The organism is Cutibacterium equinum (assembly GCF_028021195.1).
In the GTDB taxonomy this organism is placed as follows: domain Bacteria; phylum Actinomycetota; class Actinomycetes; order Propionibacteriales; family Propionibacteriaceae; genus Cutibacterium; species Cutibacterium equinum.
The window spans coordinates 2,414,228-2,433,644 of sequence record NZ_CP115668.1 but is presented as its reverse complement, the minus strand read 5'-3'; the positions used below and the strand labels follow the sequence as shown (position 1 = coordinate 2,433,644).

16 protein-coding genes are annotated in these 19,417 nt (G+C 60.8%); 9 read left to right on the top strand and 7 right to left on the bottom strand.

Translation table 11 applies throughout. From position 1 onward, the window contains the following. Nucleotides 1-99: 99 nt before the first annotated feature. On the bottom strand, nt 100-354 hold the full coding sequence (locus O6R08_RS11005) for a hypothetical protein (protein WP_271419389.1): 255 nt from the start codon (nt 352-354) through the stop codon (nt 100-102). 90 nt (nt 355-444) lie between these two features. Between O6R08_RS11005 and O6R08_RS11000 the strand changes: the two genes are divergently transcribed. Beyond that, a complete protein-coding gene (locus O6R08_RS11000) occupies nt 445-1,614 on the top strand; it encodes a glycerate kinase (RefSeq protein ID WP_271418135.1) in 1,170 nt (389 codons plus the stop codon). A 483-nt stretch (nt 1,615-2,097) separates the two neighbouring features. Here the strand turns inward: O6R08_RS11000 and O6R08_RS10995 are convergent, their stop codons facing one another. Next, the gene (locus tag O6R08_RS10995; protein ID WP_271418134.1) at nt 2,098-2,955 is read right to left on the bottom strand and encodes a mechanosensitive ion channel family protein; all 858 of its coding nucleotides are present in this window, start codon (nt 2,953-2,955) and stop codon (nt 2,098-2,100) included. Between the two features lie 124 nt (nt 2,956-3,079). Here O6R08_RS10995 and O6R08_RS10990 point away from each other — a divergent pair, with 124 nt between their 5' ends. Next, nucleotides 3,080-3,772 (top strand): suppressor of fused domain protein, encoded by a 693-nt coding sequence (locus tag O6R08_RS10990; RefSeq protein WP_271418133.1) that lies wholly within the window; start codon nt 3,080-3,082, stop codon nt 3,770-3,772. 4 nt (nt 3,773-3,776) lie between these two features. On the opposite strand, the gene O6R08_RS10985 is transcribed toward O6R08_RS10990, so the two are convergent. After that, nucleotides 3,777-4,757, bottom strand: coding sequence for a LacI family DNA-binding transcriptional regulator (locus O6R08_RS10985; RefSeq protein WP_271419388.1), 981 nt, complete (start codon nt 4,755-4,757; stop codon nt 3,777-3,779). Nucleotides 4,758-5,007: 250 nt separating this feature from the next. Between O6R08_RS10985 and O6R08_RS10980 the strand changes: the two genes are divergently transcribed. From O6R08_RS10980 to O6R08_RS10970, 3 genes are all read left to right on the top strand, one after another. After that, on the top strand, nt 5,008-6,318 hold the full coding sequence (locus tag O6R08_RS10980) for an ABC transporter substrate-binding protein (RefSeq protein WP_271419387.1): 1,311 nt from the start codon (nt 5,008-5,010) through the stop codon (nt 6,316-6,318). 252 nt (nt 6,319-6,570) lie between these two features. Beyond that, on the top strand, nt 6,571-7,464 hold the full coding sequence (locus tag O6R08_RS10975) for a carbohydrate ABC transporter permease (RefSeq protein WP_271419386.1): 894 nt from the start codon (nt 6,571-6,573) through the stop codon (nt 7,462-7,464). A gap of 1 nt (nt 7,465) precedes the next feature. Further along, a complete protein-coding gene (locus O6R08_RS10970) occupies nt 7,466-8,377 on the top strand; it encodes a carbohydrate ABC transporter permease (RefSeq protein ID WP_271418132.1) in 912 nt (303 codons plus the stop codon). 253 nt (nt 8,378-8,630) lie between these two features. Here the strand turns inward: O6R08_RS10970 and fumC are convergent, their stop codons facing one another. Beyond that, complete coding sequence (gene fumC, locus O6R08_RS10965) at nt 8,631-10,037, bottom strand: class II fumarate hydratase (protein ID WP_271418131.1); 1,407 nt, start codon at nt 10,035-10,037, stop codon at nt 8,631-8,633. Between the two features lie 351 nt (nt 10,038-10,388). Here fumC and O6R08_RS10960 point away from each other — a divergent pair, with 351 nt between their 5' ends. Continuing rightward, on the top strand, nt 10,389-11,270 hold the full coding sequence (locus tag O6R08_RS10960) for an endonuclease domain-containing protein (protein ID WP_271418130.1): 882 nt from the start codon (nt 10,389-10,391) through the stop codon (nt 11,268-11,270). Nucleotides 11,271-11,441: 171 nt separating this feature from the next. On the opposite strand, the gene O6R08_RS10955 is transcribed toward O6R08_RS10960, so the two are convergent. Further along, nucleotides 11,442-12,317, bottom strand: coding sequence for a hypothetical protein (locus tag O6R08_RS10955; protein WP_271418129.1), 876 nt, complete (start codon nt 12,315-12,317; stop codon nt 11,442-11,444). Between the two features lie 123 nt (nt 12,318-12,440). On the opposite strand from O6R08_RS10955, the gene O6R08_RS10950 reads away from it, so the two are divergent. The 3 genes from O6R08_RS10950 to O6R08_RS10940 all read left to right on the top strand — a co-directional run bounded on the left by O6R08_RS10950 (nt 12,441) and on the right by O6R08_RS10940 (nt 16,002). Further along, the gene (locus O6R08_RS10950) at nt 12,441-13,277 is read left to right on the top strand and encodes a nucleotidyltransferase family protein (protein WP_271418128.1); all 837 of its coding nucleotides are present in this window, start codon (nt 12,441-12,443) and stop codon (nt 13,275-13,277) included. Then, nucleotides 13,274-14,464 (top strand): galactokinase family protein, encoded by a 1,191-nt coding sequence (locus tag O6R08_RS10945; RefSeq protein ID WP_271418127.1) that lies wholly within the window; start codon nt 13,274-13,276, stop codon nt 14,462-14,464. The genes O6R08_RS10950 and O6R08_RS10945 overlap by 4 nt, the downstream gene beginning before the upstream one ends. Nucleotides 14,465-14,577: 113 nt before the next feature. After that, a complete protein-coding gene (locus tag O6R08_RS10940; protein ID WP_271418126.1) occupies nt 14,578-16,002 on the top strand; it encodes a phosphoglucomutase/phosphomannomutase family protein in 1,425 nt (474 codons plus the stop codon). A gap of 229 nt (nt 16,003-16,231) precedes the next feature. Here O6R08_RS10940 and alr read toward each other — a convergent pair whose 3' ends face one another. Beyond that, nucleotides 16,232-17,359: an alanine racemase gene (gene alr / locus O6R08_RS10935; protein WP_271418125.1), complete on the bottom strand. Its 1,128-nt coding sequence runs from the start codon at nt 17,357-17,359 to the stop codon at nt 16,232-16,234. A 236-nt stretch (nt 17,360-17,595) separates the two neighbouring features. Further along, a complete protein-coding gene (locus O6R08_RS10930) occupies nt 17,596-19,101 on the bottom strand; it encodes an amino acid permease (protein ID WP_271418124.1) in 1,506 nt (501 codons plus the stop codon). Nucleotides 19,102-19,417 lie beyond the last annotated feature (316 nt).

The window sequence follows — 19,417 nt, the reverse complement described above, 5'->3', positions numbered from 1 at the left end:
CGACATTGGCCACCATGCGGGCCACGAAGGCGGTGGTGGAGAAAGGATGCGCCGAAACCGGCGCGAAAGTCTGTGCTGTTGCGCTGATCAACGCTCCGGTCAGGACAAGTTACGACTGCGCGAGCTCTGGCGGTTGGTACCGCGGGATTTACCGATGCGGGCCAGGGTGCGTACTCGAGACCACTCGCAGAACAGGGAGAAAAGCACAACGCACGCCAGCGTCAACCCAGCTGCCCAGCCGGGTAAATGACGGTACGCGGCCACCCACAGCACGAGGGCAAGAACGCTCAGGGACAGGTAGGCGCGATTCACCATGCCTTCGAGTTTACGGGTTGGGACGAGAAGTGCCGACATCGTGCGTGTCGTTGACATCTCGTGACGGGGGTGGAGCCGAAGTGGGGGAATGTTCATCGAAGGTTAAGGGAGCCGGCTTCGGAGTACTCCATGCTCACGTGTCATGCTGAGGGCATGCGTCCTGATCCGAATGCACCCGTGGTGGTGGCCGTTGACTCGTTCAAGGGGTCTTTGAGCTCCGGCAAGGCATGTCGGGCGGTACAGCGAGGGTTTTCAGCAGCCGACCCGGACCGCGAGGTACTGACCATCCCGGTTGCCGATGGCGGCGAGGGAACCGTGGAGGCCGTCCTGGCAGCTGGGTTTCACGCCGTCACTGTCAAGTGCCACGGTGCGACGGGAGATCTCGCTGAAGTCGACTATGCCCTGCGTGACGACAAGGCCGTCATCGAGATGGCCACGTGTTGCGGTTTGGAGCGAGCCGACCGGGTTTCTGGATCGCCGACTCCACGACGCGGGTTGGCGGCGTCCAGCCGCGGGCTCGGGGAAGTCATCGCGGCGGCACTTCGCAGAGGCGCGACCGACATCACCGTCGGCGTCGGGGGATCAGCGTCCACGGATGGCGGAGCGGGGATGTTGGAAGCTCTCGGGGTGCGTTTGCTCGACAAGAAGTTGGCGCCCATTTCTCCCGGTGCGGCGGGGTTGACAGAACTATCGCGCCTCGACCTGTCCGGGCTGAATCGAAAACTGTCGGGCGTGAAGCTGACGGTGGCGTGCGACGTCACTTCGCCGCTGCTGGGACCGAATGGTGCAGCCACAGTCTTCGGCCCGCAAAAGGGATTGGACGAGGAAGGAATTGCGATCGCTGAAGCCGGCCTGACCAGGCTCGCTGATCTCATGGAGGCGGCCATTGGTAGCGCCTACCGGGACGACCCTGGCTCCGGTGCCGCTGGCGGAGTGGGGTGGGCGCTTCGTTGTTTGGGAGCGAAGTACCGTCCAGGAGCAGCCGCAATGCTCGGATGGGCCAAGGCGGTGTCAAAAATCTCCGGCGCCGGCTTGGTCATCACAGGGGAGGGGCGGATCGATCAGCAGACCCTTCTTGGGAAGCTTCCCGACACCATCCGCAAGATTGCTCTCGACGCTGGAGTCCCCGTGTGGGCAGTGTGTGGCCAGTGTGACCTGCCGGAGGACAAGCGTGGCGCCTTCCAACGGATCATCTGCTTGTCCGACATCGAGGCAGATCCTGAGGTTTCGATGGCTCAGGCCGGGTCCTTGTTGAGTGCGGCGGTGGAGCAGGCGGTGCGTGAGGGATTGGTTCGCTGACCTCCCCTCCGCGAGCATTCGGGCTCGTCAGGGCCACCTTTGGGCCTCGTTCACGGCGCCGACACAGGAGCCCCTTCGACTTCCGACATCACCATTGACGGACAGCCGCGGACAGTTCCCCTACCCGGGTCCATCGTGTCGGCAGTGTGCGGTTGAGCTGCCAGAGCCGTGCCGATGATGGTCGACTTCCCGGCGTCGTTCGGGCCGAGGAAAGCAACCACCTCCACACGGACGCCCACGACGGACATGTCCCTGGTCGCGTGAACTATTTCCCCGGTTGGGCAGGGGGAGGGAGTTCGCCACGCCCTTGTTGGCCGGTCGAACGCGGTTTTTCGTCATGAGCCGCTCGCGGCGAGTGGGGTTCTCTCGGGAAGGACTGCTGGCGCGGGGCAGGTTCAACACCATGTCCGAGGGTGTTTGTGTGGTTGGTGCCACATGATGGTGGCGACGGGGGCCATGCTTTGACGAAAATAGCCCGTCAGATCAGAAGGCCCCGCGAATTCTCGCGGTGTCGAAGGCGTCCTTGCACTCGCGGCGTAGGGCACGCAGGACGTCGTAATGCTGGTTGGCGATGCACTTCGTCATCACCTGGAAAGTCATGGTGTCGCCGGTGATGTCTCCCACGCCCAGGACCAAGGGCTTGTCGAGGAGGGTGCCCTCGAACTCGACCGCGAGATCGTCGAGAACCTTTCGAATGACGCGAATGACCTGGTTGGGATCCTCCAGTGCATGGACCTTGATGTCGGTGAACGAGGTCGTCCACCCCTGGGTGACATTGCCGACCTTGGTGATTTCCCCGTTTCGCAGATACCAGGCTGCGCCGTTCCAGTCGCGGATTCGGGTGACGCGCAGCCCAACGTCTTCGACGAGGCCTTCCACCTCGTTGATCTTCACAGCATCGCCGACGCCGTACTGGTCCTCGAAGATGATGAAAAGTCCCGCCAGGATGTCTTTGACAAGGGTCTGCGCGCCGAAGGCCAGCGCCACGCCGACGATTCCGGCTGAGGTCAGGATCGGGGCGATTTTGATGCCGATGGTGGTGAACCCCGACAGCAGAGCGACGCTGATGATGACAGCGACGCCGACGTTTGACAGCAGCCCGCCAACGGTCGCGGTGCGCTGATTCTGTCTGTCGAGGGTTGCACCGGTCGCTTCGGCGAGGATACGACGGGTGCGCCCGGGCATGGTGGCCTCGCGCTTCTCGGAGCGCGACACCATGAAGCGAATCGTCCAGTCGACGCCTTTGCGCAGCAACCACCGGGCAACAATCGCAAGGGCGATGATGATGAGGATGTGGATCAGAGTGTCCCATGTCCACACGTCGGATTTCAGCGGAGGCATGGTCTCCCTTCGCGGCTGGGGTCAGGTGGCAGATGTGTCCTTGATAACACGTCCACCTTTCCACTTCGGGCAAGAAAACCCCTTCGTGGATACGTTCGAGCTCTCAACGTGACAGGATCGAGGTATGAGTGACGACAATGTCTCCCCTGCAGCACGCCTTCCTGGCGATGACCAGCCGGCGGCAGAGCGACCGCTTGACCCACAAGACTTGCCTGAGCATTTGGCCGAACCGACGCAGATGCCCTCGACCGGCCCTCAGGTGGCCCAGGCTGTCGTCGAGGCAGTCGGCGGTACTCCCCGCGCTGACGGCATGGTCGATGCCGCCGAGGAGGTTCGCATCGACGTGCTGTCCTTCGCGGACGCGCCGGCGCCGGGATGGTCGACCTGGTCGACAGTGAGCTTGCACGTCGAGCCGAACGCCATCGCCCTCGCTGACGGCACCAGTAGTGACATTCGTGCCGAGCTCATGGTGGTGGGCGCTCCCGGTTCCGATGTCATGGGCAAGGTTCTGGGATCCTGCGCTTTCGCGGTACTGCGTGACCACTGGCCGATGGCCCCTGGCATCGTCTTCGGTGACGTCGTGTCGATGTATGCGCCGAATTCCACCACCCCGCACCTGATGTGGTGCCATCCATTCACCACCCCTCAGCTCGACCGGGTAGAAATCGGTGACCTCAAGGTGCACTGGCTGTTGGGAGTGCCAATCACCGAGGCTGAGCGTCACTGGTTGGAGGCGAATGGATTCGACGCATTCGTCGAGCTGCTTGACGCGAAGGCGGTCAATTACACCGATCTGCAGCGTCCGTCGGTGGTGTGATCCGTCAGGCGGACTCCCGCCAGACCACATCGTTGGGCAACACGAGGTGGCGCTGCGGGAGTTTTTGACCGCGAATCTGCGCGACGGCCATGTCTGCCAGGGCAGCCCCTGTGGCCCGGGCGTCGGTGCGCACTGTTGACAGCGGAGGATCGTTGAGCGCTGCGACGGGTGCATCATCAAATCCGACGACTCCCACGTCCTGTGGCACTCGTCGACCCGCCTCGTTGAGGACGCGAATTGCGCCGGTGGCCAGTAAATCGGACGCCGCGACCACTCCGTCGAGGTCCGGATAGCGGTCGAGGAGTTCGGACATTGCTCGCTTGCCTGCGGCAAGGGTCCATCCGTCGACTGTGGTGTGCCCCATGGCGGTATTTTTCGCACCTTGGTGGAAGCCGTCGAGACGCATCTGGGTGACGGGGGCCCATGACGGCCCACCAATTGCGACGAGTTTCGACCGACCCGTGGCCACAAGCCGTTCAGTGATGGCCCGGGCCCCTCCGACGTTGTCAGTGTCGACCGATGGGATGTCAGATCCGGGGCAGGGCAGGGACGCTGTTGCAAGGGGGATATTCGTCGTCATGAGACGGGTGACCAGGGGATCTTCGTTGGTCATCGCGACCAAAATTGCCGCGTCGAAGGATCCCCCGGCAATCAACGATCCGACACGTTCCGCCGAGCGGGGAGAATCGACGAGCGCCAGCAGCATTTGGTAGCCGTGTTCTGACAGGCGAAGGTTCGCTCCGGATGCCATTGGAGACAGTGTCGGCTCGGTGTAGAAGACGTTGACGTTTTCTCGCACTACCAGCACCACGGTGTCAGTCGATTGGATCCGCAGCGACCGGGCTGCGCGATTTGGCGCGTAGCCAGTCGTGACAATCGCGTCAGCAACAGCACGGGCGGTTGCGGGCGCCACTTTGGTGGACCCGTTGAGAACCCGCGACACCGTGGCGTGAGAAACTCCGGCCACCCGCGCCACGTCGTGCATCGTGGGACGACCTGTGTCCTCGCGCATCGGTAATTCTCCTTCGTTCCCGGGGGCGTCATCGGTGACGCTCCGATTGTGCCCCCAACTTGTCGAAGGGAGCGACATGCCGTATTGTACACGTGTACACGGCGTGGTGACCCACTCGAAGACAGTCTCCAACCCACGCCGGTAAACGCCCAGAGGACGCGGGCCCACCGTGTCCCGACGCTCAAGGAAGAGGGTTGACATGATCACACGACATACTCGTCGGATCGCTTCTGTAGCTGCGATCGTCGCAGGCACGCTCGTTCTCGGTGCCTGTGGCTCTCCTTCGGAGGGCTCCGGTTCGCCGAGCCAGAGCTCCTCGCAGTCTGCTGCCGCATCCGGCCCAGTCACCATCAAGTACCTGCACCGTCTGCCTGACGGCGAAGGTATGACGAAGGTTGCCGACATCGTCAAGAAGTGGAACTCCGAGCATCCTGACATCAAGGTTGAGACGACGAAATTCCCCGGCGAGGCCAAGGAGTTGATGCCGAAGCTCGAGGCCGACGTCAAGGCCGGAACCGCCCCCTGCTTGGTGCAGGCCGGTTACGCCGAGGTCCCGGACATGTACGTCAAGGGTTTGGTCGAAGATGTCACCGGCGAGGCCGAGAAGTACAAGGATCACTTCTCCGGTGCGTACGGACAGATGTCGGTCGGCGGCAAGGTTGTGGGTCTGCCCCAGGACACCGGCCCGCTGGTTTACGTTTACAACGAGACGGAGTTCAAGAAGCTCGGCATCGAGGTTCCGAAGACCTCTGATGAGTTGCTCGCTGCTGCCAAGAAGGCCGCAGCCAAGGGCAAGTACATCCTCGGGTTCGAGCCTGACGAGACGCAGAGCATGCTGTCCGCCCAGAGTGCCGCCGCAGGAGCGGTCTGGTACTCCGCTGAGGGCGACAAGTGGAAGGTCGACGCCAATGGTGACAAGACCAAGGTTGTTGCCGATTTTTGGCAGCAGGCCCTAGACGACAAGAGCGCTTTGACTGATCCCCGTTGGAGTGACGCCTACACGAAGGACCTCGTCAGCGGAAAGCTCATCGGCAACATTGCCGCTGCTTGGGAGACCGGCTTCGTGCTCGATCCGCTGGACAAGACACCTTACGCCGGCCAATGGCGTGTCGCTCAGCTACCATCCTTCGGTGGGTCCGACCTGACGGGCCCTGACGGTGGTTCCGGCGTGGCCGTCGTCAAGGGCTGCAAGTACGCTGCCCAGGCGATGCAGTTCAACGACTGGTTCAACACCCAGGTCAAAGACCTCGCCAGTCAGGGCTTGGTCCCCGCTGCCAAGAGTCAGGTGACCACCCCCGAGAAGATGAAGAAGCAGTTCGGCGGGCAGGATGTGATGGCTGAGCTGGCCAAGGCCAACGAGAAGCTTGCTCCTGAGTTCGGCTACATCCCAGGATTCGCCGTGGTGGGTTCGAAGATGGGCGAGAAGGCCGCCGATGCCGCTGCCGGTAAGGCCAAGGTTGCCGATATCTTCCAGACCGCCCAGGACACCTCGGTCAAGGCACTCAAGGATGCTGGTTTGCCGGTCAACGAGTGATGCCGACTGGGGCCGGGAGTGACCCTGGCCCCAAATCCCATTCGTCGCGTGACGAAGGCGGATCGGGATAACGATTTTCGTCAGCTCGGGGCCTCTTGAGGTTCAGGAGGCCCCGGCCCCCGCCTTCTCTGACGTTTTTGGTTCAGCGAAGACGTGGTTCTTGGTGGTTGATCATCGACCACTTCATGTACGGTGCGAGACGATTCACGCCGTGACGATTGCCCAACAGGAGACACGATGTCCTCATCCACGATGGCCAGTCGAAAGGCTAGACACGAGGCGCTGACCGGCTGGTTGTTCGCGTTGCCGTTCACCGTCGTCTTCATCATCGTGTTCGTTGCCCCCATCATCGAGAGTGTCCGGGCGGCTTTCCACAAGCAGGTTGCCGAAGGTGGAGGCTTGTTCGGTGGCGGCCGGATGGTGGAGAAATTCGTCGGCCTGCAGAACTTCCAGGAAGTGTGCACCAATCCGGCCTTCTGGCACGGCATTGGTCGCGTCATGCTCTTTGGCGTCTTCCAGATCCCGATCATGATCCTCGCGGCCTTGTTTTTGGCTCTGGTCATTGATTCCTATCTGGTGCGTCACCCCGGATTCTGGCGCCTGTCCTACTTCCTCCCCTATGCGATTCCGGGCCTCGTGGCCGCGATCATGTGGACCTACCTCTACCTGCCCGAAATCTCCCCGTTCGCGGGACATTTGAGCTTCAGCCTGCTGAGTTCCCACGTCATCCTGGGGTCAATGGCCAACATGACGACGTGGACGTTCACCGGCTACAACATGCTGATCTTCTTGGCCGCCCTCCAGGCCGTTCCCTCGGAACTCTACGAGGCCGCGCGCATCGACGGTGCTTCTGGGTGGCAGATCATGACGAAGATCAAGATTCCGATGGTTCGCGGAGCAGCGCTGTTGGCCGTGCTGCTGTCGATCATCGGTACTGTCCAGCTGTTCAACGAGCCGACTGTTTTGGCCACCGTCGCCACCTGGATGCCCCGTGACTACACCCCGATGATGATGGCTTACAACACCATGAACGGAAACATCAGCCCGAGCGGAGCCGGACCGGCTTCGGCGGTATCCATCATGATGGCGTTGGTCGCCGGAGTGCTCGCAATGATCTATGCCCTCGTGCAGAGGAAGGCGGACTGACATGGCACACGACAAGACTGCCGTCACCAAAGACGGCATCCGTTACCGCCCGTCGCTGGCTGGGCTTCCGCCACGCTCCATTGCTCCCTCCAAGACGGCCCGGACGATCACGCAGGTGATCCTGGCCTTCGTAGCCTGCTATTTCTTGCTACCCATCGTCTGGTTGCTCATTGCCTCGACCAAGAACAACACCGACCTTGTGAGTACCCCTGGGTTTGCCTTTGGCGAGTTCAACTGGGCTGCCAACTGGCATTCCCTCATGGCCTGGACCAAGGGGATGTTCCTACGTTGGGTTCTCAATTCACTGTTGTACTCGACCGTCGCGGGCGTCGTGGGGACGTTCATTTCTGTCGCTTGCGGGTACGCGATGGCCAAATTCCAGTTCCCCGGTCGCCGGGTGCTGCTTGTTGTCATCATGACTGGTCTGTTGATGCCGGTCGCCCTGCTCACCGTCCCGCTCTACCTGTTGTTCATCAAGATGCACCTGGTCAACACGGTGTGGGCGATGATCATCCCGTCGATGGTGAGCCCGTTCGGCGTCTTCCTCGGCAATGTTTATGCCGACTCTTCGGTTCCCACGGAGCTCCTGGAGGCTGCCCGCATCGACGGAGCTGGCGAATTTCGGATCTTCTCCACGATGGTGTTGCGCTTGCTAGCCCCTGCCATGGTGACGATCTTCCTGTTCATTTTCGTCGCCACGTGGAACAACTTCCTACTGCCGTTGATGATGATCACCAACGAGAGTCTGCAACCGGTGACCCAGGGCCTTTACGGCATGATGTCGTACTTCGCCCCGGACAAGGGTGCCGTGATGCTGGCCTCTGTCATCGGCGTCATCCCGCTGGTGGTTTTGTTCCTGATCCTGCAACGCTACTGGCAGTCCGGACTAGCCGCCGGCGCTGTCAAGGGGTGATTTCAGTTGGGGTCCGACCGGGCCTCAGCCACGTAGACCCCAGGTGGGGGTTCTTCTTCGGGAACCCACCCGTCGATCTAACTTGACCAGAGGCCACGCACCATTACGAGCAACCCACCCTGGCGTGTGAAGGGCGACCTCGCTTCTGAGCTCAGCGTGCTTCTGAGGTGCTTGTGCTGTTGTGGGAGCAAAAACATCGAGCCGGCCACTGTCAATGCAGTGACCGGCTCGATAGCCGTTCAGTCAGTGAAAATCACTCGGCAGCGCTGGGGTGAGTCATGTCAGCGGGGACGACCCACTTGTCGAAGTCCTCTTCGCTCATGCCACCAACCGTCAGAGCGGACTCGCGCAGGCTGATGCCCTTGTGGTGCGCGTTCTTGGCGATCTTCGAGGCCAGGTCGTAACCGATGTGACGGTTGAGGGCCGTGACCTGCATGAGGTTTTTGTCGAGGTTCTCCTTGATCTTGTCCGGGTTCGGCTCGATGCCGTAGGCGCAGTGCTTGTCGAAGCTGATGCACGAATCGGCGATGAGGCGGATGGACTCCAGGCAGGCATGAGCCATGACGGGCTTGAACACGTTGAGCTGGAAGTTGCCCTGGGAACCGGCGAAACCGACCGTCGCGTCGTTGCCGAAGACGCGGGTGGCGACCATCGTCATGGCCTCACACTGGGTCGGGTTGACCTTGCCAGGCATGATCGAGGAGCCGGGCTCGTTCTCGGGGATGAGGAGTTCGCCGATGCCGTTACGCGGACCAGATGCGTACCAACGGACGTCGTTGGCGATCTTCATGAGGGCGTCAGCGAGGACCCGCAGCGAACCGGACACTTGCACCAAGGCGTCGTGGGCGCCCAGGGCGGCGAAAAGGTTGTCGGCCTGTTTGAACTCGATGCCGGTCTCCTCGGTCGCGTACCTGGCAACGGTCGGGCCAAAATCGGGGTGGGCGTTGAGGCCGGTGCCGACGGCGGTGCCTCCGATGGCCAGCTCCCGAGCGCGGGAGTCAGCGTAACGGATACCGTCCAGGGCGAAGTCGATCTGGGCGACCCAGCCGCTGATGACCTGACCAAGACGGATCGGGGTGGCGTCCTGCAGGTGCGTGCGGCCGACCATCACGACGTCGTCGTACTTCCTGGCCTTCTCGTCGAGGGTGTCGCGAAGCTGCTGGACAGCCGGGTAGAGGCGCTCGTTGAGGGCGCACACGACGGCGATGTGCATGGCCGTCGGGAAGGTGTCGTTGGAGGACTGGCCGCGGTTGACGTGGTCGTTCGGGTGGACCGGATTCTTCGAGCCGCGCTCGCCGCCGGCCAGCTCGATAGCACGGTTGCTGATGACCTCGTTGGTGTTCATGTTGGACTGGGTGCCCGAACCGGTCTGGAAGACGACCAGCGGGAACTCGTCGTCGAGCTGTCCGGCGATGACCTCGTCAGCGGCCTTGACGATGAGGTCGGCGACGTCGCCCGGCAGCTCACCCAGTTCCTTGTTGGCCAGTGCCGCGGACTTCTTGAGAGTTCCGAGAGCACGGATCATGTCCCGGCCCCAGACGAAGGTGTCACGGCCGATCTCGAAGTTGTGAAGGGAACGCTGTGTCTGGGCGCCCCAGTAGTGCTCGGCGGGTACTTCGACCTCGCCCATGCTGTCTTTCTCAATGCGCATCTCTGCCATGTTGCAAGCCTACTTTGCAGGCTCGTGACTGGACTGGGTGGGGTGCCGGGATTTTTCGTCAACGAGTAGGACCGGCGGGAATGATGCACGACGGCAACACCGGGCAAGTGATCTGCCGGAGGGTCTCGGCTCTGTCGTGGACTCGGATGAAAACTGTCGTCACGCTGGAGCCATTGGCATGGGAATGCGGGAGACACGCTCGGATCGACGGTTTTCGGCGAGGAGGGGATGAGTCCAGTGGGTGTCGACTGGTGAGGATCCCTGTGGATAACGCCCAATTGTGTTTACGGAGTTATCCACAGATTTCAGATTGGGTGACGGAAACGCCCACCTGAGACGACAACTGTAAGTATGGAGCTAGTTGACATTCTTGAGGCCAGTGGTGGCGTAGCGAAAATCAGTTCGGTGGGCCGCGTTGCGCGGCAGGCGCGGAAAGCTGCACGAGAAGGGCGGGTCGTCAGACCTCTGCCCAGAATCGTCATGACGATGGAGGCAGCGCGGCGACCTGACGCTTGGATTCGGGCCGTCATGTTGTGGCGACCGAATGCGGTTTTTACCGGGCGTGCCGCTCTCTACTTGGCGGGTATGAGAGACCTTGACGTCACGCAGATCGACGTCATAATCCCGCATGCGATGCCTCGATTGCCAAGGAGACGGTGGTTACGGTTCCACCGGGCCGGGTGCGAGTCGATCATCGACGATCACAATGGGTTCCGGACGAGTCATGCCTACACGTGCTTCTGGTTGGCCCTCCGAGGGGATTGGGAAGCAGCCACGGCCACCCTCCGCGCAGGATGGGTGAATCCTGAGGACCTCCGAGATGCCCGACGCCGTATGGCCCGTAAGGCGTCACCTGGAACCACCAAAGAAGTACTGAGGCAGCTACTCGATCGGCCCTGGTCGGTAGCGGAACGCGAACTTCATGCGCTCTTGCATCAGTACCGAGTCAACGGGTGGAAAGCGAACGAGAGACTGTGGATCAACGGCCGCGTGGTGTTCCCTGACCTCTGGTTCAAGCAGGAGAAGGTCATCATCGAGGTTGATGGTTACGCCTTTCATGGCAAGCCTCGAGATTACGAGATGACCGCTCGGCGTCATGCCCTGCTGGTCGGGGCCGGGTGGCGTGTCATCCGCGTGACGCCAACGATGATTCGTGAGGCTCCAGAGCTTGTTCTCGACACCATCAGGTCGGCATTGTGGCGGCGCCATCGAGGGGTGCTCGCTCCGATGTGATGTGTGGCTGTCGGCCTGTGATCCCGGAGCTTTGGAGGGTACCGGGATGGGTTCACCGGGGTGCGAAAACCGTCACCTCGGGAAGGCTCGCAACAGATTCACGCAGATCTCCTCGCGACCGGGGGAATACTGGGTGCCCCACGGTGAAGGATCGGTCGCTTGTCGAGGCCATCAGTCTTGAGAGAAGAGGGACGAGGTCCACAGCCCCGAGCCGTAGTTCTCCGAGGCGTCATGAGGGCGCATGGTTGATGATTCATGGGTCAGGGAAATGGCAGCCGAACCGCAAAGTATGTCGCCGAACCGATGATCCCCGACGATTTTTGCCCGGCTGGAGCTGCTGGGGGGCTTCGTGCCCGTGGCAGAGGAGGACTTCCGCTGGATTGCGGGGGTCATGGGAGGCGCGGATGGCTGAGAGGTCTGCACAAGGGGGGTGGAGGAAGTTTCGGGAACCGGGAGACCCTCCGCATCGAACCGTGGGGCGGCGATGTCGGACGGGAGAGGTTCGTAACCGTATGTCCCCACCGATTTCGGGACGTCCTGGTCGGGATCTGATGTGGTCGGCGCTGATGGCTGCGAATTTGTTAGTGCCGGCATGGCTCGAGTGTGGTCAGGATGAACGGACTCGCCGTGTTCCTCGGAACCGTCGAAGTTACCCGAGAGCGCGGCGGTCAGGGCGGAAAAGTGATCACTGAGCGACCTGTCATCTGACAGATCCGACAGCGTGTCAGCGGTCTGCGCCGAAGGACTGGGCCGCTGCTCAATGGCATCCTTCTGCTCCGAGGAGTCGGGGCTCAGGATCGGCCGTTCATGGTCATCCGTGTCAGATTCGTGCCCGTAGTCCCAACCTGTTGGGCGTTGTTTCTTCTTGTCCTTCTGCGCCTGGACGATCCACATGACGACTATTCCGAACAACGCCAGACCGAAGATCGCATTGAAGGCGCCGTCCTTCTTCATGATGAAGAACAGGATGATGAACACGGCTATTACCGATGAGTACTTGCTCGATGACGAGCCCTTGCCTGGGGTGCCCTCGCTGCCGGTAGCCATGTCACTAGGGTACGTGATTGATGTCGCGCGTACTCTGCGGACAGAAATGGAAAAGATCAGCGGAGGTGACCGTGTGCCGTCCCAGCTGCGTGCCAGAACGAGACGGTTCCTAGGATTGCCCACATGACACACGATCCCGTGACACAGCAAGCTCCTCACAAGGTCGTCATCATGGCGCGCGGTCTAGGAACCCGCATGCGTAAGGCCGCCGAGGGGGTCTCTCTCACTGCAGAGCAGGCAAGCGCCGCAGCTGCCGGCGTCAAGGCAATGATCAGCCTGGATGGGCGCCCGTTCCTCGACTACGTGATTTCTTCCCTCGCAGATGCTGGGTTCGACCAATTCTGTCTGGTGATCGGCCCGGAGCATGATCTGATTCGCGATTACTACGACTCGTGCGAGAAGTCGCGAGTCGAGATCACATACGCGATTCAAGAGCAGCCGCTCGGTACCGCTGACGCTGTTGCAGCCGCCGAGGACTTCGCCGGGGACGACAGAGTCCTCGTTGTGAACTCGGACAATTTCTACCCCGAGGACGCCGTTGCCAGGCTCCGCGATGTACCCGCATCGGCGACGCTCGGATTCACGAAGCGTGCCATGATCGAGCAGTCCAACATCGATCCGGAGCGTATTCGTGCCTTCGCACTGCTGGATTCCGACGATTCTGGTCAGCTCACTGACATCATCGAGAAGCCGGCCCCCGAAGTTGTTGACGCTGCCGGAGAAGCTGCGCTGGTCTCGATGAACTGTTTCCTGCTCACCCCGAGAATCTTCGAAGCCTGCCGCTCCATCGAGAAGTCTGCGCGTGGGGAGTACGAGATCGTTGATGCGGTGCGGTGGATGGTCGAGCATGGCGAGCGGTTTGCGGTTGTTCCCGTCGAAGCGGGGGTTCTCGACATGTCGAACCGTGGGGACATCGCTTCAGTGGTCGACGCGCTCAGCGGTCGTGAGGTGAGACTGTGACGCGTTGGTTCGTTCCCGGGCGGATCGAGGTCCTCGGAAAACACACTGATTACGCCGGTGGGTCCACCTTGGTTGCCGCAGTGGATCGCGGCGTGACGATTTCGGTGGAGTCAGGGGACATGGGGCTCACGGCATCGACCGATGCGGCCCCTGGTGAGTTGTCGTTGAAGGCGGGCTGCGATCCAAAACTGCCGGCAGGACACTGGGGAAGGTACGCCCAGGCCGTGCTCGATCGTCTGACGGCCAATTTTGGCGAACTGGCCCCAGCGAGGATCCGGTTGACCTCTGACCTACCACTTGCCAGCGGAATGAGCTCTTCGTCGGCTCTGGTCAGCGCGATTGTGCTTGGCCTCGCCGATTTCAACGGGTTGCCTGGCACCACTGCTTGGCAAGACAACATCACCGATGACGTTGACCTGGCGGGGTACTTGGCATGCCACGAGAACGGTATGACCTTCAAGGGCCTTGCTGGCGACGCTGGCGTGGGAACTTTTGGCGGCTCAGAGGATCACACCGCAATGGTGTGCAGTGAGGCCGGCCAGCTGGGGCAATTCCGCTTCTGCCCCATCCGATTGGAGAGACGAGTTCCGTTCCCTGAGGACATGTCGTTCGTCGTCATGGTGTCGGGGGTGGCCGCTGAGAAGACTGGAGCTGCCCGGCACCTTTACAACGCGGCGTCCTTGGCAACTCGAGAGATTGTCAGTCGATGGAATTCGAGCACTGGCCGGCATGACGCGGTCATCGGTGATACCCTTGTGGTCGATCCCGATGCCGAGAAGCTGTATGAGGTGGTGCGGGATCGGGAGGATCTCACTCGACGGCTCGACCACTTCCTGACTGAGTCCGAAAGGATCATTCCGGGAGCGTCCGAGGCGCTAGCGAGTGGCGACCTCGAGGGATTTGGCCGAATGGCCCATGAATCTCAGCTGGCAGCCGAGGAGCTTCTTGGCAACCAGGTTCCGCAGACCAGTGCGTTGGCACGCATCGCACAAGATCTCGGGGCGGTCGGATCGACCTCCTTTGGTGCTGGTTTTGGTGGCTCAGTGTGGGCGCTGGTTTCGTCCGCCGAGGCGAAGGAGTTCGCCGATAAGTGGCTCGCCGCGTATCGCGACGAATACCCAGAGGAAGGTTCCCAGGCGTCGACTATCGTCACCCGCCCGGGCTCTGCTGCCCGGCGTCTGGACTGACCGACAGGGGGTCCGCTCACTACCATCCCGTCATCGCGCAGGTGTGGTGAGCGGATCCCGCCGACTGAGGCCGCTCTCGACGCATCCACAGCGTTCCACCATACGCTTGAATCATGGCGGACGAGATCGAATTTGGAACTGGCGGATGGCGAGCGATTATCGCGGATACCTTCACTCGCTTTAATGTCGAGCGAGTCGCTCAGGCGCTTTCAGACCGTATACGCGACGAGAATCAGCAACAGCGTCCGGTCGTCATCGGGTATGACCAGCGCTTCCTTTCCCCAGAGTTCGCATGGTGGGCGGCAGAAGTACTCGCGGCCAATGGGCTCACCGTCCGGATCATCGATCGGCCTGCTCCGACCCCGATGATCATGTGGACTGTCCGCGACTTGGATTGCGCCTACGGCCTTGCGGTCACGGCTTCCCACAACCCCGCGACGTACAACGGCCTCAAGGTGTTCACGGAAGGCGGCCGCGACGCCAAGGTGGAGATCACCGAACCCATCCAGCGTCGTGCCAATTCCCTCGGCGCGGCCGACATCAAACGCATGCACCGCTCTGACGCCCTTCGTGATGGGTTAATTGAGGTGCAGACTTCGATGAACTGGTACATCGACGCGATCCTTGACCACGTCGACCTCGACGCGATCCGACACGCTCACCTCAAGGTCGTCCTCGACCCGATGTTCGGCGTTTCCCGCACGTGCCTGCAGACGATCCTCATGACGGCTCGCTGCGATGTCGACACGATTCACGAGCGTCGCGACACACTTTTCGGCGGGCGTTTGCCCTCCCCGAACTCCAAGACCCTGCAAGCCTTGACCCAGGAGGTTGTCGAGCGGGGAGCCGACATTGGCATCGCCACCGATGGTGACGCTGACCGGCTCGGCATCATCGATGATCAGGGAGATTTCCTGCACCCCAACCAGATCTTGGTTCTGCTGTACACGTATCTGCTGGAGGACAAGGGCTGGGAAGGCCCGTGCGTGCGCAACCTCGCGACCACGCACCTGCTTGATCGCGTTGCCGAGGCCCATGGACAGACGTGCTACGAGGTCCCAGTGGGGTTCAAGTGGGTGTCGTCGAAGATGGCTGAGACCGGCGCTGTGATCGGCGGCGAGTCTTCCGGTGGTTTGACCGTCAAGGGGCACATCGCGGGCAAGGATGGTGTCTACGCGGGCACCCTGCTGGTGGAAATGATCGCCAAGCGCGGCAAGAAGCTTTCCCAGATCTACGCCGACATCGAGGAGCGTTACGGTCGCCTCGAGATGGTGGAGGATGATTTCTCCTTCGCCCCCGAGGTCAAGGAGACCCTCAAGAAGCGCATCTACGAGGACAAGGACCTGCCTGATTTTGGCCTCGAGGTTGATCACATCAGCGACCTGGACGGAGTCAAGGTGTACTTCGCCAACGGTGGGTGGATCATCATTCGGTTCTCGGGTACCGAGCCCCTGCTACGGGTGTTCTGCGAGATGCCCGACGCAGCTCAGGCTCGCGCGTGCGTCGACAAGGTCGTCCAGCATTATCACTTTGAGTGACGGGTTGACCTTCGTCGCGCCACAGGTTTGAGCCAGGAGACCTGCGACTGGCCCCGTGATGATTTTCCCCGCTTGGTGGTGTGTTTGCGCCCAGATGTGACGCGACCACTCACCAAGCGGGGATTTTGCTCGCCGTGGGGCTCGGAGAGCAGAAGGGGCAAACGGGGCGCTCAGATGAGGAGAGGATGTGCCTCGTCGCTACCCATACAGCCCAACGACGATCAGCCCATCATTCGCCGATCCAAAGACGATCCACCCGCTTCGAAATGTCACAGGTGATCTCGTAACTGATGGTTCCGAGCTGCTCGGCCATGTCGTCGGCGGTCAGAACTGCATCACCCTGGGTTCCGATGAGAACCACTTCATCACCTACGGAGACAGTTGAATTGGGGCCGAGGTCGACCATGGACTGGTCCATGCACACCCGCCCGACGATGGGATGGATGGCGCCTCCGATGATTACGCTCCCCTTGTTCGACAACGCCCTGGACAGCCCGTCGGCGTATCCGACAGGTATGGTGGCAATTCTTGTCGTCTCGCTGGCGGTCCAAGTCCTTCCGTAGCCAATGGTGTCGCCTGGATTGACGGTTTTGACGAAGGTGACGTGACTCACCCACGACAAGGCAGGGTGCAATTCGGCGCGGTCGGCGTGTGGGTCGGGGTCGTATCCGTACCCGGCGATGCCTGCGCGCACCATTGACGTTCTCCCCAGGTCATGCCCAAGGATGGCGCCGGAATTGGCAAGGTGTACCAGCGGGAACGGTCCCCGCTCTGCCTCCGCCTTGGACACGGCTTCCATGAAGGTGTCTATCTCCCGCCGCGTGAAGTCTGCTCCCTCGGGGACGTCACTGATCGGCAGGTGAGTGAAAACTCCCTCGACCTCGGTGTTCTCGGCACGATCCGCAGCGGCTGTAAGCTCGCCCAGTCGTTCTGGTCGCAATCCAATACGCCCCATACCGCTGTCGACGGCAATGTGGATCTTGACGGTAACTCCCCGCTTCCCAGCGGCAGAGTTGACTGCATCCAGGGTGTCGAAATCCACCACCGTGAGTCGCATGCCGGATGCGATAGCGGCATCGAGGTTCCGGGGGTCAGCGGGGGAGAGCTTGAGGATGGGCAGTGTGATGCCGGCTTCCACCAGCTCTTGGCCTTCTGCGACAGTGGCGACGGCCAACCAATCAGCGCAGTGATGTTTTTCGACATAGCGAGAGACTTCGACAGCGCCGTGTCCGTAAGCGTCGGCCTTGACGGTGAAGAGGACCTTCCGGTCGCCAGCTCGTTTCCTGACGACGGCGAGGTTCGCAGCGATGGCAGACAGATCAACGGTGGCATGTGAGGGCGACGGACATCTTGACATGTGTCATAACTCCTTCGAACTGTCAGAAATTGCGATGTGGTCAACGGACTGGGGAGAGCAGCGTCGGTAAGTATGGCGGACTGATGAGACTGGCCACATCTTCGTGGCTGGTGGACGACCTGATCCCAGGCACTTCATTGCGAGACGTATGGATCGGTGTGCCATCGTGCCTTGGGCCCGGGGTTGATTATCCGCCAGCCAGTGGCTGGTGTGATCCCAATGGAAGGTGTCTATTTTCATCGCTCAGCCGTTCTCCTTCGAATCGGGACGTCGTCTCCTGTGTCGTCGCGGATGGCGCGGTGGTGGTCGAAGAACCAGCCGACCCCCAGAAGGGCGAACCAGATAGGGGTGAGTGCGAGAGCGCGGGCGGTGTCAGGTTCCTGAGCCAGCAACACGAGGATGAAGACGAAAAACGCCAAGATGGCCCAGCACATGCCGCGCCCACCGGGCATGGGGTACTTCGACGTTGAGTGGGCGTCCGGCGCAATCTTTCGATACTTCAGGTAGCTGATGACGATCATGTTCCAGACAAAGATGAACAACACTGATGAAATTGTCGTAACGATGGTGAAAGCGTCGATGAAGGATTCTGACGCCGCCAAGATGAGCGCCGTGCTGAGAACCAGGACGGTGGCGACGAGCCCCCATCGTGGGACACCGTTCTTGCTGAGTTGTCCAAACTGTCTCGGAGCCATCCTCTTGTGTGCGAGGCCATAGAGCATCCGTGAAATGGAGTAGATGCCGGAGTTCGAAGACGATGCGGCGGACGTGAGCACGACGAAATTCATTACGCTGGCGGCTCCAGCGAATCCGACGAGTCCGAAAACCTGCACGAACGGGGAGGAATCCGGGCGGACATCGTTCCACGGCACGGCTGTCATGATCGCGGCCAGTGAGCCGATGTAGAAGATGAGGATCCGTGCCGGTACGGCACTGATAGCTCGAGGAAGCGTCTTTTCGGGGTCTTGGGTCTCGGCTGCGGTTGTCCCGATGAGTTCAATTCCCACGAATGCGAATGCCGACATTTGGAATCCAGCGAAGAATCCGCTCCATCCGTGTGGCATGAACCCACCGTGATCCCACAGGTTGGTGACCGATGCGGCAATGCCAGAGGAGGACTTGAATCCAACGATTGCCAGCATGATGGCGAGGATGATGAGTGAGATGATAGCAACGATCTTAATCAATGCGAACCAGAATTCCAGTTCGCCAAACATTTTAACAGTGAGGAGGTTCAAGCAAAGAAGGAGGCAGAGTGTCGCTGCAGCTAAAAGGGTAGCGAGGGTGCGGTTTCTGACCCAGTAATCCCAATAGGTGGTAATTCCAATGAGTTCGGCCATTCCGGTGACAATCCAGCAGAGCCAGTAAGTCCACCCTAGGAAGAATCCTGCCCAAGGGCCGATCAAGTCGGCTGCGAAATCTTGGAAGCTCTTGTAGCTGAGGTTGTGCATCAGCAACTCGCCCATGGCCCGCATCACAAAATAGAGCATGGTGCCGATGATGAGGTAGGACAGGATGATGCTTGGTCCGGCGGCGTGGATAGCTTTGCCGGATCCCAGGAACAAGCCAGTCCCGATGGCGCCACCGATCGCGATGAGCTGGATGTGGCGGTTGCTGAGATTGCGGTGGAGGTGCGCCTCACTGTGCTGCTCGGAATGTGGTGAGCGCGCAGTCTGAGCGGCCTCATTCGTTGGTGTTTGAGGGTGCCATGAAGCGTCTGGAGTTTCGCCAAAAGCAGTCATGTGTCGCCTCCTCAAAATGGGCTTCAGGGTCGTGTAGTGAAGTATGATGAAAGTGAATCGATGATGCCTTAACCTGCCTAGATGTGATTTTTATACAGTGTAACACCGGCCAGTCAACTCTCGAGAACCTTCGTTTGAATGATGGCCAAGTAGCGGTGATCTGAGTGTGGTTCCATGCTTGTCGAGTTCTCATTATCGATGGCTATCCATTCGCCAACGAGATAGCTATAAACCCATGTCAACAACCGTTGACAACATTAGGACAACGGCCATGTCTGTGTGACCAATTGTCGGTTAGGGCTGGCTGCCTCCGGAG

Excerpts from the sequence above, each read along its gene's own strand:
- O6R08_RS11005 (WP_271419389.1), bottom strand. The coding sequence starts at position 354 with ATGTCGGCACTTCTCGTCCCAACCCGTAAACTCGAAGGCATGGTGAAT.
- O6R08_RS11000 (WP_271418135.1), top strand. The coding sequence starts at position 445 with ATGCTCACGTGTCATGCTGAGGGCATGCGTCCTGATCCGAATGCACCC.
- O6R08_RS10995 (WP_271418134.1), bottom strand. The coding sequence starts at position 2,955 with ATGCCTCCGCTGAAATCCGACGTGTGGACATGGGACACTCTGATCCAC.
- O6R08_RS10990 (WP_271418133.1), top strand. The coding sequence starts at position 3,080 with ATGAGTGACGACAATGTCTCCCCTGCAGCACGCCTTCCTGGCGATGAC.
- O6R08_RS10985 (WP_271419388.1), bottom strand. The coding sequence starts at position 4,757 with ATGCACGACGTGGCGCGGGTGGCCGGAGTTTCTCACGCCACGGTGTCG.
- O6R08_RS10975 (WP_271419386.1), top strand. The coding sequence starts at position 6,571 with ATGGCCAGTCGAAAGGCTAGACACGAGGCGCTGACCGGCTGGTTGTTC.
- O6R08_RS10970 (WP_271418132.1), top strand. The coding sequence starts at position 7,466 with ATGGCACACGACAAGACTGCCGTCACCAAAGACGGCATCCGTTACCGC.
- fumC (WP_271418131.1), bottom strand. The coding sequence starts at position 10,037 with ATGGCAGAGATGCGCATTGAGAAAGACAGCATGGGCGAGGTCGAAGTA.
- O6R08_RS10960 (WP_271418130.1), top strand. The coding sequence starts at position 10,389 with ATGGAGCTAGTTGACATTCTTGAGGCCAGTGGTGGCGTAGCGAAAATC.
- O6R08_RS10955 (WP_271418129.1), bottom strand. The coding sequence starts at position 12,317 with ATGGCTACCGGCAGCGAGGGCACCCCAGGCAAGGGCTCGTCATCGAGC.
- O6R08_RS10950 (WP_271418128.1), top strand. The coding sequence starts at position 12,441 with ATGACACACGATCCCGTGACACAGCAAGCTCCTCACAAGGTCGTCATC.
- O6R08_RS10940 (WP_271418126.1), top strand. The coding sequence starts at position 14,578 with ATGGCGGACGAGATCGAATTTGGAACTGGCGGATGGCGAGCGATTATC.
- alr (WP_271418125.1), bottom strand. The coding sequence starts at position 17,359 with ATGTCAAGATGTCCGTCGCCCTCACATGCCACCGTTGATCTGTCTGCC.
- O6R08_RS10930 (WP_271418124.1), bottom strand. The coding sequence starts at position 19,101 with ATGACTGCTTTTGGCGAAACTCCAGACGCTTCATGGCACCCTCAAACA.